The sequence below is a fragment of the Streptomyces sp. NPDC031064 genome, assembly GCF_055570965.1.
This window is the reverse complement of sequence record NZ_JBVIGF010000013.1, coordinates 34556-48873: the sequence shown is the minus strand read 5'-3', so window position 1 is coordinate 48873 and position 14318 is coordinate 34556. Positions and strand designations below refer to the sequence as shown.

Annotated in this window: 12 protein-coding genes and 1 pseudogene; 9 read left to right on the top strand and 4 right to left on the bottom strand. The window is 71.4% G+C overall.

Translation table 11 applies throughout. The features are described 5' to 3' along the window. The first annotated feature begins 11 nt into the window (after positions 1-11). Positions 12-1064, top strand: coding sequence for a hypothetical protein (locus tag ACZ46W_RS34190; protein WP_468346080.1), 1053 nt, complete (start codon positions 12-14; stop codon positions 1062-1064). 38 nt (positions 1065-1102) lie between these two features. On the opposite strand, the gene ACZ46W_RS34185 is transcribed toward ACZ46W_RS34190, so the two are convergent. Then, positions 1103-1681, bottom strand: coding sequence for a TetR/AcrR family transcriptional regulator (locus ACZ46W_RS34185; RefSeq protein ID WP_468346078.1), 579 nt, complete (start codon positions 1679-1681; stop codon positions 1103-1105). 88 nt (positions 1682-1769) lie between these two features. Between ACZ46W_RS34185 and ACZ46W_RS34180 the strand changes: the two genes are divergently transcribed. Together ACZ46W_RS34180 and ACZ46W_RS34175 are read left to right on the top strand one after the other, a co-directional pair. Beyond that, positions 1770-2216, top strand: coding sequence for an anthrone oxygenase family protein (locus ACZ46W_RS34180; RefSeq protein WP_468346076.1), 447 nt, complete (start codon positions 1770-1772; stop codon positions 2214-2216). Positions 2217-2429: 213 nt separating this feature from the next. Beyond that, on the top strand, positions 2430-3167 hold the full coding sequence (locus ACZ46W_RS34175; protein WP_468346074.1) for a VOC family protein: 738 nt from the start codon (positions 2430-2432) through the stop codon (positions 3165-3167). Here ACZ46W_RS34175 and ACZ46W_RS34170 read toward each other — a convergent pair. Continuing rightward, the gene (locus ACZ46W_RS34170) at positions 3154-3327 is read right to left on the bottom strand and encodes a hypothetical protein (RefSeq protein WP_468346072.1); all 174 of its coding nucleotides are present in this window, start codon (positions 3325-3327) and stop codon (positions 3154-3156) included. The two genes, ACZ46W_RS34175 and ACZ46W_RS34170, sit on opposite strands and share 14 nt — an antisense overlap. 243 nt (positions 3328-3570) lie before the next feature. On the opposite strand from ACZ46W_RS34170, the pseudogene ACZ46W_RS34165 reads away from it, so the two are divergent. Then, positions 3571-5171 (top strand): annotated as a pseudogene (locus tag ACZ46W_RS34165) (serine/threonine-protein kinase). 70 nt (positions 5172-5241) lie between these two features. Here ACZ46W_RS34165 and ACZ46W_RS34160 read toward each other — a convergent pair. Beyond that, positions 5242-6150 (bottom strand): LysR family transcriptional regulator, encoded by a 909-nt coding sequence (locus tag ACZ46W_RS34160; protein ID WP_468346070.1) that lies wholly within the window; start codon positions 6148-6150, stop codon positions 5242-5244. Positions 6151-6250: 100 nt separating this feature from the next. On the opposite strand from ACZ46W_RS34160, the gene ACZ46W_RS34155 reads away from it, so the two are divergent. The 5 genes from ACZ46W_RS34155 to ACZ46W_RS34135 all read left to right on the top strand — a co-directional run bounded on the left by ACZ46W_RS34155 (position 6251) and on the right by ACZ46W_RS34135 (position 12402). Beyond that, the gene (locus tag ACZ46W_RS34155; protein ID WP_468346068.1) at positions 6251-7273 is read left to right on the top strand and encodes an NADP-dependent oxidoreductase; all 1023 of its coding nucleotides are present in this window, start codon (positions 6251-6253) and stop codon (positions 7271-7273) included. A 198-nt stretch (positions 7274-7471) separates the two neighbouring features. Then, entirely contained in the window at positions 7472-8848 is a 1377-nt protein-coding gene (locus ACZ46W_RS34150; RefSeq protein WP_468346066.1) for a cytochrome P450, read from the top strand. Between the two features lie 3 nt (positions 8849-8851). Then, positions 8852-10285 carry a cytochrome P450 gene (locus ACZ46W_RS34145; protein WP_468346064.1) on the top strand — a complete coding sequence of 478 codons (1434 nt, stop codon included), beginning with the start codon at positions 8852-8854 and terminating at the stop codon, positions 10283-10285. 21 nt (positions 10286-10306) lie between these two features. Continuing rightward, positions 10307-11311 carry a terpene synthase family protein gene (locus ACZ46W_RS34140; protein WP_468346063.1) on the top strand — a complete coding sequence of 335 codons (1005 nt, stop codon included), beginning with the start codon at positions 10307-10309 and terminating at the stop codon, positions 11309-11311. Further along, a complete protein-coding gene (locus ACZ46W_RS34135; protein WP_468346061.1) occupies positions 11308-12402 on the top strand; it encodes a polyprenyl synthetase family protein in 1095 nt (364 codons plus the stop codon). Before ACZ46W_RS34140 ends, ACZ46W_RS34135 begins: the two co-directional genes overlap by 4 nt. A 62-nt stretch (positions 12403-12464) precedes the next feature. Here ACZ46W_RS34135 and ACZ46W_RS34130 read toward each other — a convergent pair whose 3' ends face one another. After that, the gene (locus tag ACZ46W_RS34130; protein WP_468346059.1) at positions 12465-13991 is read right to left on the bottom strand and encodes an AMP-binding protein; all 1527 of its coding nucleotides are present in this window, start codon (positions 13989-13991) and stop codon (positions 12465-12467) included. Between the last annotated feature and the right edge of the window lie 327 nt (positions 13992-14318).

Genomic DNA, 14318 nt, shown 5'->3' with positions numbered 1-14318 from the left:
TGCTCGGAACCGTGATCAAGGGGAGCGCCGGTCTGTTCGACCGCCGCTTCTTCCTCGGCGCGCTCCTGCCCACGCTGGCCTTCCTCTGCGGTGCCGGCGTACTCACCGCGGTCGTGGCGCGTGGTCCCGGCGGCGCCAGGAAGGCCTGGTCGGCCCTGCCCCTGCTGGACAAGTCCCTCACCGTCGCCGCGGCGATCACCCTCGCCGTCATCGTCGCCACGCTGCTGAGCGGCTCGGCGCTCCACCTGGTGCGCTGGTACGAGGGTTACTGGCCGACTCGACTCGGCAGGCTCATGGCCGAGTTCGGCAGCACCTGGCATCGGCGCCGGCGCGGGGCCCTCGCTGAGGCGGCGCGTACCGACCCGGTCGCACGGGGCATCCTCAACGACTGCTACCCCCCGGCGACGCCGAACGAGCCCGCGTTGCCCACCCGGCTCGGCAACGTCCTGCGGAGCGCCGAAAGGCACCCCCGGTTGCGGTACGGAATCGACACGGTGACGGTGTGGCCCCGCCTGTATCCGCTGCTGCCCGACCGGGTCGTCGCGGGACTGAACGCCGGCCGGGCGACGATGGAGGCCGGCCTCGTCACCGCCACGCTGTTCGCCGCCTTCGCACTCTACGCCGGCACGCTCCTCATGCTCGGCCGGGACCGCTGGTGGCTGTTCGCCTGCTGCTTCGGCGGCGGCATGCTCGTCGCACGGCTCTTCTACCGCACCGCGGTCAGCGCGGCCATCGGCTACGCGGAGCAGTTGAAGGCCGCCTTCGACGTCTACCGGCTCGACCTGCTGCGCCAACTCGACGGGGCCGCCCCGGACGGAGCACCGGGAACCATCCCGCCTCCCTGGACCGCCCCGGCCGACCCGGCGGAGGAGCGGCACAGATGGCAGAGCCTTTCCCTGTTGTGGCTCACCGGCGTTCACGACGCCATCGAGGAGTCCCCACAGCCTCGCCCCCCGGTCGACCGGGGCACCCGGTTCATGATCGTGCCCCTGAGTACCTGGCTCATGGGCGCCGTCGCACTGGTCTGCCTCACCGGGGCCCTCATCCTGGGCAACCCGGCCTGACGCAGCAACGTCGGCGGCAGGGCCGCCGGGGTGGCGTGTCAGACGATGGCGAGCCGGTCCACCAGCAGGTCCACCCTCGGCTCGGTGTGCTCCGGCGGCAGTCGTCCCGCTCGAGTCAGGGTGGCCAGCCCGTGCAGGGCCGCCCAGAACACCTCGGTGAACAGCCCCGGGTGGACGCCGTCCCCGGCGACCTCGCCGAGGCTTTCCAGGAGGGCGGCGAAGGCGTCCTTCAGCGGCTCGGGGGTGTCCTCGCTCGCGAAGGCCAGGCCGCCGTCGAGCTGGAACATGGCGTCATAGACCGCCGGGTTGCGTTCGGCGAAGTCGAGGTAGGTGCGGGCGAGGGCGGTGACCCGGGCGCGGGGGCCGTCCGCGGCGGCGGTCGCGGCCCGCAGCGCCGCGGCCATCTCCGCGGCGCCCTGGAGGGCGACGGCACCGATGATCTCGCGTTTGCCGCGGAAGTGGCTGTAGAGGACGGGCTGGCTGTATTCGATGCGCTCGGCGAGCCGGCGGGTGGTGACCGCGTCCCAGCCCTGCTGCTCGGCGAGTTCGCGGGCCGTCGCCACGATGAGGCGTTCGCGGTCCGCCCGTTCGCGCTGCTTGCGTTCCTGTACCGACATGACTCGATGCTAGCACCGCTAGACAATCGAGCGGCAGCAGCGCTAGCGTTGCTTCATCAGCTAGCAACGCTAGATCTCGGGAGGGGTCATGCTCAACGCACTCCAGGTCTTCACCACCGTGATCGTCGGGGTGATGGTGGGGGTCGAGTTCTCCGTCGCCTTCGTCATCAACCGGATCCTCAACGCACTCCCCGAGGACAGTGGCCAACTCGGTCGCGCTCACGGGGGCCGGATGCTCGGCGCCGTGATGCCGGTCTGGTACATCACCTCGCTCGTCCTCGTCGCGGTCTGGGCCATCGCCGGACGGCACCACCACGGCACCGGCCTCGTCGTCAGCGCCGGTGTGCTGCTGCTCCTCAGCGTGATCATGTCGATCCTGCTGCTCGTCCCGATCAACAACCGGGGCAAGACGTGGACCCCCGAGAACCGGCCCGCCGACTGGAAGGAGCAGATGAACCGCTGGGACCGCTACCACTACGTCCGCGTCGCCGTCATCATCGCCGCCTTCGCCCTGCTGGCCGCCGCCCTCGCCTGATCCCACGGGCCGGCACCGCGCCGGTGGCGTCGCGAAGGGGCAGGGGCCGGGTATGGCGGTGCGAGACCGCGCGGTGGAGTCGTAGCGCGCCGCCTTCCCCGGCAGCGGCGAGGACGGTCGACCAACCTGCCCTGGCCCTGGGAGTGTTGCGGGGGCCGAGTCGGCCGCCGCAGGCCTGAGCGGCACTCGATCGGACCTTCTAGGATCTGCGCCATGGCAACACGACTCGTACAGATCAATATGAAGGCCCATGACGACTCCGCGCTCGGCCGGTTCTGGGCGGAGGCACTCGGTTGGGGTGTCGACAGCGAGGGCCCCGGCGTGACCAACCTGGAGCCCATCGGCTTCTCCTACCCCGACCCCGTGGCCGTTTGCATCGACATCATCGCCCGCCCGGAACCCAAAACGGTCAAGAACCGCGTGCACCTTCATCTGGCCACCACCTCGACTGCCCATCAAGCGGAGTTGGTCGCGCGCTTGAAGGATCTCGGCGCGACGCTCGCCGACGTGGGTCAGGGCGACGTCCCCTGGACGGTCATGGCCGACCCGGAAGGCAACGAGTTCTGCGTCCTGGAGCCCCGTCCGATCCACCAGGACACCGGGCCGATCGCCGCGGTGGTGGTCGACTGCACCGACCCGCGACGGATGGCCCGGTTCTGGGGCGAAGCGATGGACTGGACGGTGCACGAGGTCACCGACGACCACGCGACCATGCGCTCCGCCCAAGGCGTCGGCCCCTACCTGGAGTTCCTCCGCACCCCCGACACCAAGAGCGTGTGGAACCGCGTCCACCTCGACGTCTGCCCCTACCCCGATGGCGACATGGCCGCAGAGGCAGCCCGACTGCGCGCGCTGGGCGCCACCGACCCCGATATCGATCAGTCCGCAATCCACTGGACGGTTCTGGCCGACCCGGAAGGCAACGAGTTCTGCGTCCTCACGCCTCGCTGACCTGGGCAACGACTCCGACTGGTTCCGGGGCAGCGGCGAGCCGTTCCAACTGGTCCTCCAACCGGTGGAGAGTTCCGGCCACCGGCAAGGACACGGTCTGCCGCACCACGCCGCCGATGTGCTCGATCCGCTCGTCGTACGCCCCGGACGTCCACTCCACTGCGGACGTCCGGGGAGACCGGCCTCGGCTCGCTCGTCGGCGGCCCCGAACCGCCGGAGTCCCGCACACCGGTCCCCGGCGGCACCGACGCTGAGCATCGGCTCCGACGGCGATGCAGAGGCTGTCGGACGCGTCGAGGGGGCCATGGGAGGCTCCCAGGTCAGCGGGGCCGGCTCAGCCCGTTTAGGCTTCCGTTCCGGGCCGGCCCGTCGGCCGGTCGGGGATCAGGGGGACGACACTGCGATGAGCAGCACCACCGAGGTGTTCCAGCCGCTTCAGGCGGACGACCCGCCCGTTGTGGCCGGTTACCGCCTCGCGGCCCGGCTCGGCGCGGGCGGCATGGGCCGGGTGTACCTGTCGCACACCCAGGGCGGCCGGCCGGTGGCGATCAAGGTGGTGCGGCCGGAGCTGGCCGATGACCCGGCCTTCCGGCGGCGGTTCCGCCGGGAGGTGGCGGCCGCCCGCAGGGTCAGGGGCGCCTACACCGCGGAACTTGTCGACGCCGACACCGACGGGGTACCTCCCTGGCTGGCGACGCTGTACGTGCCCGGGCCGTCCCTCACGGAGGCCGTCGCCCGGCGTGGTCCGCTGCCGGTGCCGGCCGTGCTGTGGCTGATGGCCGGCGTGGCCGAGGCTCTTCAGGCGATTCACGCCGCGGGGATCGTGCACCGGGACCTCAAGCCGTCCAACGTGCTGCTGGCCGCCGACGGACCGCGGGTGATCGACTTCGGCATCTCGATCGCCGCCGACCTCTCCTCGCACACCGCCACCGGCTCCACCGTCGGCACACCCCACTTCATGGCCCCCGAGCAGGCGACCGCCGGTGAGATCACCCCGGCGACCGACGTCTTCGCCCTGGCCCAGACGGCGGCCTTCGCGGCGCTGGGCGAACCGCTGTACGGGGACGGCATCGCGCCCGTCGTGCTGTACCGGATCGTCCACGAGGAACCCGACCTGTCACGGCTGCCCGAGCCGTTGCGCCCGCTGATCGCCCGGTGCCTGGCGCCCGATCCGGAGGAGCGGGCCACTCAGGCGGAGGTCGTCGAGTGGTGCCGACGGAAACTGGACACGGACGCCGACGCGGGCGCCGGGCCGGCCGTCTGGCGCGAGATCACGGGACCCGAGGCGACCGTTCCGGGCCCGGCGCGTACCCCCGCGGCTCCGTCGACCGCGGCCGCGACGCAGTCGCTGAGGCCCGCCGTGCGGCGGGCGCCTGGACGGCGTACCGCGCTGATCACGGCCGTGGCCGTGACGGCGGGCGCCGTGATGCTGACGGGCCTGACGTGGCTCGCCGGGGACCGGGGGTTCGGCCTTGGTGAGCGGGGCGCGGACACACGTGCTTCGACAACCGGTCCACGCCAGTCCGCACGGTCCACGCCGCCGCCGTCAAGCACCCTGCCCACCGCCGGCGGCTCCCCCCGGGCATCACAGCCTGCCCGAACGCCGCCCCGGCGCCGGGAGCCGCCCTGCTCTCGCCCGTGTGGCTGAACGAGAGGAACTCGCTGAGCCTCCGCGAGCCGATGCTGCCCGAGGACCGCTCGGGCGACATCCGCCTCGACTGCGAGGACGACGTCGACTGCGCGCTGCGGAGCGACACCAGCGTGTTCGTGCAGATGTTCAACGGAAAGGCCGCCACCCTCGCCGCCTGCCGTCACCTCCTCACCGGCGCCACCGGCTCCGCGTACCGCACCTGGCCGCTCGCGGCGGCGGACGACGGCACCCAGCTCTGCGTCAAGAACGCCTCGGGCGACATCGCGGCGCTCACGATCCAGGTCAAGCAGACGACCCTGCGAGAAGCCGCCTTCCTGCAACTGGGCATGAGGGTCTGGAGCAAGGCGGCCTGAGGCGTGTGACAACACGCCCGTCGCACGCACCGGACACATCGTCACCAGGCCCTCGTGTGAGGCGTAGCGGCTACGAACGACGCTCACATCCGTGGGGGACCACTGCCCGCAGTTCCCTCACCAGGGCGCGCACGACCGCGGATCCGGCCAGTTCGGAGGTGGTCACATAGCCGACCCGGCGTGTCGGGCGCTGTGGGCCGAGATCGGTGATCCCGACCGAGTCCGGTGCTCCCGCCAAGGAGAGCGCCGGCATGATCGCCATTCCGTGGCCCGCGCTCACCAAGGAGAGCACCGCTCCGTCGTCCTCGGCCTCGACGGTCGCCTCCGGGATCCAGTCCTGTGCGGCCCACCAGTCGCGGGTGTACGAGCCGCAGTTCTCGGCCCAGTCGACCAGCGGCAGGGAGCGCGGGGCAGCGTGGCCCGCCGCGTGCACCAGGGCGTACGGCTCCGCGAAGAGGCCGCTCGCGACCAGACCCGCTGGAAGCGGCATGGAGCCGCCCAGTGTGGCGATGGCTATGTCGGCTTTTCCGTCGGCCACTTCGCCCGCGGTGCCGCGCCCGACCTCGCGGACGATACGCACCCGGGGTTCGATCCCGGGGTGCCGGGCGCGCAGCCGCTGAAGGACGGGCGGCAGCAGGTGGAGGGCCGCGCTGCGGAATGCGGCGATCCGCAGGTGCCCCTCCGGCGCCTCGGGCCGTGCCGCACCGCGCGCCTCGTCGGTCAGGACGTCCAGCAGGCGCAGGACGCGGCGGGCGTGCGCCACGGCCTTTTCGCCGGCAGGGGTGGGGCGGGCGCCGGTGCGGCCTCGTTCGAAGAGCACGGCACCGATCTTGCGCTCGCTGCCGCGCACCGAGTGGGAGACGGCGGACTGGGTCAGGCCGAGTGTGCCGGCTGCGGCCGAGAAGCCGCCGGTGTCCGCGACCGCCACCAGGACGCGCAGTTCGTGCGGGGCGAGATCGGAGTCGGTCGTTCTGGCCACGGGGCGCTCACCTCAACGTATGAGTACTGCTCATGGAACGGTGTGTCGGATGATCCCAACCGGCTGCCCAGCAGGCACATTCCCGTCCTACGGTCCGGTCATGAACGAAACCGCGCTCACCGTGCACCAGACCGCCCGCCCTCACGGCTTTCCCACCGCCGAGCACTTCACCTTCGTCGAGTCCACGCTTCCCGAGCCCGCGCTCGGCAGCGCGCTGGTGGAAAACCTCTACTGGTCCGTCGACCCCTATCACCGCGAGATGATGGACGACGTGCCCGGCGGCTTCGCGCTCGGCGCGCCGCTGGAGGGCCGTACCATCGGGCGGGTCGTCGCCTCGCGCACGCCTCGGCTGGCCGAGGGTGAGATCGTGTTCCACCGGCAGGGCTGGCGTACGCACGCGGTGGTCACACCCGAGGAGGTCCGTCGGCTGCCCCGTTTCGACGGGGTGCCCCTGACCGCGTACTTGAGCACCCTCGGTGGCACCGGCCTGACCGCCTATGTGGGCCTGACCCGCATCGCCCGGCTCCAGGAGGGCGAGGACGTGTTCGTATCCGCAGCAGCCGGCGGGGTCGGCACGGCGACCGGGCGGTTCGCACGGCTGCTCGGCGCCGGACGGCTCGTGGGCAGCGCGGGGTCGGCAGCGAAGGCCGACCACCTCACGCGTGAGGTCGGCTATGACGCCGCCTTCGACTACCACGACGGGCCCGCCGCCGATCTCCTCGGCAAGGCCGCGCCAGGCGGCATCGACGTGTTCTTCGACAACGTCGGCGGCGAGCAGCTCGCCGCGGCGGTGGGGGCGCTGCGCGAGTTCGGGCGCGTCGTCCGCATCGGCACGATCAGCCAGTACAACACCCCGGCGGCGGCGCCGCCGCGCTTCAACTACGGGGACATCGTGGAGAAGAGCATCCGCATGGAAGGCTTCCTGGTGAGCAACTACCGGGATGTGCAGGAGGAGTTGTACGAGTTCGCGGTACCGCATCTGCAGAGCGGGCGGCTCGCTCTGGACGAGACGGTGGTTGACGGCTTCGAGCACATCGTGGACGCGTTCCTGGGAATGCTGCGTGGCCGCAACACCGGCAAGATCATTGTGCGGGGGCGCACGCGAACCCCGGCCGTGAACTGACGCCTGGCCCCTATCCGTCGAGCAGTCGAGCAGTGGAGCAGTCGGGCAGCGGTGCGGGCCCGGGCCGGAGTCAGCTCCGCGTGGAGGCCGGAGCCGGCCCGGTGCTGTCCCGGCGGGCCGTCAGTGGTCTGTCAGTCCGTCGTCAGCCGCGTTCGCCAGCATCGTTCCCGTCGCTGCGGGGATGGAAGGGGAACGCATATGACGACCGTCGCCTCCGTACCACCCCGGCTTACCGTGCGGCAGAACCTCGCGGGCCTGGTGGCCATGCGTCGGGATCAGGTGGGCTTCCTGCGAAGTGCCGTCCGGGAACACGGCGACATCTTCCGCCTCCGCTTGGGCGGGTTTCCGATGACGGTGCTCAATCACCCGGACTACGTCCAGCGGGTGCTGGTCGACAATCACGCCAACTACACCAAGGAAACGTTCCTCTATACGGCGATCCGGGCGATCCTCGGTGACGCGCTGCTCAGCCACCCGGGCCGTGAGCCGTGGAAGCTGCGTCGCAAATTGCTGCAGCCGCCCTTCCACCGGTCGAGCGTCGCCACGTTCACGGGCAGCATGGCGGAGCTGACCGGGCAGATGCTCACCCGATGGGAGCAGCGCCACTCCGACGAGCCGGTCGATATCACCTCCGACGTCACGGACCTCGCCCTGAAGATCGTCGTCCGCACGCTCTTCGGCACCGACACCGGCGACCGCATCGTCCGTTTCGAGCGTGACTTCCGCGAGGTCAACGGCATGACCGGCGACTTCTTCCGTTTCCCGTTCCCCCCGCTGACCTGGCCGACGCCGTTCAACAACCGGCTGCGTGCCCTGGTCCGCTCCATGAACGGTTTCGTCGACGAGCTGATCCAGCAGCGGCTCGCCGAGGAGGAGAGGGAGGCCGGCGAGGCCCCCGGGCGGCAGGATTTCTTCACCCTCCTCCTGCACGCCCTCGACGAGGAGAGCGGCTCCGGTCTCACGCGCGGTGAACTGGCCAACGAGGTGCTCGGCATGGTCATCGCCGGCTACGAGACCTCCAGCAACTCCATCTCCTGGATCTGCCACCAGCTCGCCCGCCACCCCGACGTTCAGCGGCGCGTCCAGGAGGAGGTGGACCACGTCCTGGGCGGGCGGGTGCCCGGTTTCGACGACCTGGCGAGGCTGACGTACACCCGCATGGTGATCGACGAGACGCTGCGCCTGTTCACCCCGGCCTGGCACACCATGCGCCATGCCGTCGAGGAGGACGAGATCGGCGGCCACCGCGTCCGTGCCGGGGACTCCGTCTACATCAACTTCTTCACCCTCCACCGCCACCCGGAGTTCTGGCCCGATCCCGACCGCTTCGACCCCGGGCGGTTCACGGCCGAGCGCAACGCCGAACGGCACCGCGGGGCCTACCAGCCCTTCGGCAGCGGCCCCCGCCACTGCATCGGCAAGCAGCTCGCCCTCACCGAACTCCTGCTGATCACCGCGATGATCAGCCAGTCCTTCCACCTGGAACAGCCGGCCGGTGCCCCTCACGCGGGCTTCGCCGCACTGCTCACCCTCCAGCCCCAGGGTGGCGTCCACCTACGGATACGGAGCCGCTGACCCATGCCCGCGCCCACGTTCGCAGCCGGCTCCACTCCCCCGAGGGATCTGCCCAGGATCACCGCCCGGGACGGGATCGGCGGAGCCCTCGCCTTCAAACGGGACCAGCTCGGCTTCCTCGCCGGTGGCATCGAGCGGCATGGCGATCTGTTCCGGTTCCGCCCGTTCGGCATCCCTATGGTGATGGTCAACCACCCCGACCACATCCGGCACATCCTGGTGGACAAGGGCGAGCAGTACGACAAGGACGCGGCGATCTTCAAGATCGTCAGGCCCGTACTGCGCAAGGGCCTGATCGCCAACGCCGACATGGACCTGTGGCGCCGTCAGCGACGGATGATGGCACCCCACTTCACCCCCCGCACCGTCGCCGCCTTCGCACGCAACATGACCGACGAGGCCGTGGCGATGCTCGAGCGCTGGGAGCGGCGCGGGCACGCGTCGGGGGGCCGGCGTGCGACGGAGGGCCGGCACGCCACGGGGGGTGAGCTGCTCGATGTCACCGACGAGATCGGCCAACTGGCGCTGAGGATCGTCAACCGCTCGCTGTTCAGCGCCGACGTGGGCGCGTCGGCCCAGGCGTTCGAGCGCGCCTTCGGTGTCGCCAACAGCGTCCTCGGCGCCTTCTTCCGCTTCCCCTTCCCGCCGCTCGGCGTGCCGACGCCCAGTCATCGCCGGCTGCACCGGGCCATCGCCGACATGGACGACTTCGTCTCCGCCTTCATCAGGAAGAGGGTCACCGAAGACGTCCCCACGGGTGAGGAGACCGACCTGCTGACCCTCCTGCTCCACACCGTGGACGAGGAGGACGGCAAGGGGATGGACCTGGAGCAGCTCCACCACGAGGTCCTCAACATCTGCATCGGGGCATACGAGACCACCACCAACACGCTCTCGTGGGCCTTCTACCTGCTCGCCCGCCACCCCGAGGTCGAGGAGCGGCTGCACGAGGAGGTCGACCGGGTACTCGCGGGGCGCGTACCCGAGTTCGAGGACCTGCCGCGGCTGACGTACACCCGCATGGTCATCGACGAGACGCTGCGCATCTACTCGCCCGCCTACCAGTTCATGCGGCGGGCGCGGCAGGACGACGAGATCGCCGGCTACCGCATCCCGGCCGGCAGCAACATGCTGATCAACAGCTACTTCCTGCACCGGCACCCGGAGTTCTGGAAGGACCCCGAGCGGTTCGACCCCGAGAACTTCACCCCCGAGCGGATCGCCCAGCGCCCCAAGCACGCCTACATCCCCTTCGGCAGCGGTCACCGCGTCTGCATCGGCAAGCACTTCGCGCTGACCGAACTCACCCTCGTCCTGGCCGCGGTGGCCCGGGGACACCGCCTGGTGATGCCCGAAGGCGCCCCCGAGGTGCGGCCGGAAGCCCTGATCACGTTGCACCCGAAGGGCGGCATCCACCTGCGCCTCGAACGCCGCTGACCGGCGGAAGGAGACCGTCACGTGCCCGACATACCCTGTCCCTTCCCGTTCTCCGTCAACCCCCATGTCGAGCGGGCCCGTGCGCACCTGGCCGACTGGACCCGCAGCACCGAGCTGATCAGCCGCCCGGCCGCCCGCGAACGCTTCGAGCGCGCCGACTTCGGCTGGTTCGCCGGGCTCGTGTACCCCACCGCGAGCCCTGAGCGGCTGGACCTGATGGCGGACTGGTTCGCCTGGCTGTTCCTCGTCGACGACCAGCTCGACGACGGGGCCTTCGGCCGCTCCCCGGAGCGCGTGGCGGAGGCGGTCGGCCAGATGCGCGCGGTCCTGGCCGGTCCGGGCCCGCTGGGACACCCGGCCCTCCCCCACCTCCCGCCGGCCGTCGCCTCGCTGGCCGACCTGTGGCGGCGCACGGCGGCCGGCGCGTCGCCGCGGTGGCGGCACCGGTTCGCCGTCCACCTCGACCAGTGCCTGACCACCGCGGCCACCTGGGAGGCGGGCAACCGCGTCCACGGGCGGGTGCCGTCGGAGGACTCGTACATCACCAACCGCCGGCACACCGGCGCGATCTACGTCTGCATGGATCTGATCGAGATCGTGGAGGACATCGACGTACCCCCCGCGCTCTACGACGGCGAGCCCTTCCGGGATGCCCTGGACGCCGCCTGCAACGTCGTCTGCTGGGTCAACGACGTCTACTCGCTCGCCAAGGAGCGTTCGCTCGGCGAAGTCCACAACCTGGTCCACCTGGTGCGGCACCACCGCGGACTCGACGACGAGCAGGCGCTGCGGGAAGTGTGCGCCGCCATCGGCCGCGAGACCGACCGGTACCTGGCCGCCGAGGCCCGGGTGGTGCGCGAGCACCCCCGGCAGGCCGAGGTGCTCCTGCCCTGTCTGGCGGGCATGCGGACGTGGATGCGCGGCAACCTGGACTGGTCGCGACGGACCGAGCGGTACGCCCCCGATGCCTCGGCCGGGAGACCGGAGACCTACCTGGAATCGACGCTGATGGGAACGGCCCAGTGACGGCAGGCGCCACGGGCCACGGCTCGCCGACCCGGGCGTGGGACACCGGGGACCCGGCGGTCCGGGCGTGGGTCGCCGGGGACCCGGCGGCGGCCCCGGTCCGGGAGGTGCTCGGGCGGGCCCGGGAGCTGACCGGTCCCGTGCTGCGCAAGGCGGTGGCCCGGCTGCCCGAGCCGGTGCGCTCGATGGCCGGTTACCACTTCGGGTGGCTGGACGCGGCCGGGAACCCCGCCAAGGGCGACCCGGGCAAGGGGGTGCGCGGCGCCCTGGTACTGGCGAGCGCCCAGGCCATGGGGGCACCGGCCGGGCACGCCGTGGGCGCGGCGGCCGGTGTGGAGCTGGTCCACAACTTCTCCCTCGTGCACGACGACCTCATGGACCGGGACAGGATCCGGCGCGGCCGCCCCACCGTCTGGGCGCTCTACGGTGACGCGCAGGCAGTGCTGGCGGGTGACGCGTTGCTGGTCGCCGCGATGGAGGTGCTCTCCGGCAGCCCCCGCGCGGTCCAGGAGCTGTGCGACGCGCTGCTCGCCCTCGTGGGCGGCCAGGCGGCGGACCTCGCCTTCGAGACACGGGACGACGTGGCACTGCACGAGTCCCTGGAGATGGCCGCCGGCAAGACCGCCGCACTGCTCGCCGGCGCGTGCGCGCTCGGGGCGCACACGGCCGGCGTAGCACCGGAACGGGTGAGCGCGCTGCGCCGGTTCGGTCACCACCTCGGCGTCGCCTTCCAGGTGGTCGACGACGTCCTGGGCATCTGGGGCGACAGCGAGGTCTCCGGCAAGGCCGTCGGCGCCGACATCCGGCTGCGCAAGAAGTCGCTGCCCGTGGTGGCGGCGCTCGGCGCGCCCCATCCCGCCGCCCGCCGCCTGGCGGAGCTGTACCACGGTGGCACCGGCCCGCTGGACGATTCCCAGGTACGTGAGGCCACCCGGCTCGTCGAGGAGGCGGGCGGCCGCACCTGGGCCGAGGAGGAGGCGGAGCGCCGCCGTACGAAGGCACACGACGCGCTGGCCGCGGCGGACCCGGAACCGGAGGGTGCCCGGGCCCTGGCCTCGCTGGCCGAACTCATCGTCCGCCGCACACACTGACCTCCTATCGGCCGGACTCGTGGTCGCCGCTCCACAGCGGCCGCCCAGCGGCCAGGGCCGGCCTAGTCGCCGAACCGGGCGGCTCGCAGACGGAGTTGTCCCTTGTCCGGCTTACCGGCGTCGGTCAGTGGAAGGGCTGGGACGAAGTCGATGCGCGTGGGCTCGTACATGGGGCCGCGGCGCGCCCGTATCAGCGCCCGCAGCTCATCCCCCGTCACCGAGCTGCCGGGGGACGGTACGACGGCGGCATGCACCCGTTCCACACCATCCGCGTCCCGTACACCGAACACAGCGCTCTGCCGCACCTGCGGGTGGGCATTGAGCAGATCCTCCAGCTCAGCGGTGTAGACGTGGCCACCGACCACGACGACCATGTCCTTGAGCCGGTCGACGACGGTGAGGTAGCCGTCCCCGTCGAGGAATCCCACGTCACCGGTGTGCAGCCAGCCGTCGCGCAGTACCTGGCCGGTCAGGTCCGGCTGCTTCCAGTACCCCTGCATCAGCGACGCGGACCGCACACAGATCTCTCCAGTACGGCCGGACGGCAGGTCATTGCCGGACGGGTCCCGGATCGCGACCTGTACGCCCGGCACCACACGGCCTGCCGACCGCAGCCGCTCCGGCCGTGCCGGATCGTGGTCCTCCGGCGCCAGGACACTGATGCTGCCCGACTCGCTCTGCCCGTAGAACTGCATCAGAATGGGACCGAAACGCTTCAGCGCGTCCCCGATCCGGTTCGGAGAGGCCGTGCATCCGCCGTAGACCACGCACCGCAGACTGGACGCGTCGGCCGTGGCCCCGTCCGGATGGTCCAACAACTGGTACAGCAACGGCGGCAGCAGGAACAGATCGGTGATGCGTTCGGCCTCGATCGCTCTCCACACAGCAGCCGGATCGAAGCCGTCGAGAAGGACCACACTGCCCCGATGGCGCAGCGCCACGTCGGCCAGTGCCCCCGCGCCATGGGCAAGGGTGGTGGCAACCAACAACCGGGGGGCGGGGTCCGCCAGCATCCGGGCCCCGGTGCCCGCGCCGGGCCTCGTGATGGCCGGCATCCCGCTGAACGGAACGCAGATGCCCTTCGGATGTCCCGTGGTGCCGCCGGTGTGACGGATGATGCAGATGTCATCCGGCTCCGCCCTGCTCGAGAACGGGGTCACCGCTCGTCCCTCGGCCATGGCCAGGAGATCTTCCCCAAGCGGTGCGGGCCCCAGGCTCAGCACGCGCGGGACGGAGGTCAGTTCGGTGATCTCGCCGGCGCGTAAGGCCGACCCGGGATCGACCACCAGAGCGGCGCTGTCCACATCACGCACGATGGCCGCTTGCGCCTCCGCCGACAGCCCGCTGTAAAGATGGCTGACCCTGCACCCCAGCAGATGGGCGGCGTAACGCGCACACAGAGCCTCGGGCAGGTTGCCGCACAGCAGCGTCACGCCCTGACCACGCCGCAGACCCGCATCATGCAGAGCCCACGCCAAGCGGTGTACGAGATCCCTCACCTCCCCACCGGTCAGGCTCCGCTGCCCCCGCACCAGGGCCTCGCGATCCGGCTCCTTGCCCAGCGCGTCGAGGATGTCCTCCACGTACATACGAAAACCGTGGCCGGTTACGGGCACGGTCACCTCCTGCGTCCGGTCTTGATCCCTCGCCCACCGCGAGGCTAATCACCACGCCCCACCGCCACCACGACACAGGGCAGGATCAAGCCTTGTGCTCCACGTTGCTCCGCGGTCCGGTTATCGCCTTCGCCGCGGGGGCGTTGTGTCGCGAGGGTCGGAGGGGCGGGGGGGGGGGGGGGGGGGGGGGGGGGGGGGGGGGGGGGGGGGGGGGGGGGGGGGGGGGGGGGGGGGGGGGGGTTGTTGGGGGGGGGGGGGGGGGGGGGGGGGGGGGGGGGGGGGGGGGGGGGGGGGGGGCGT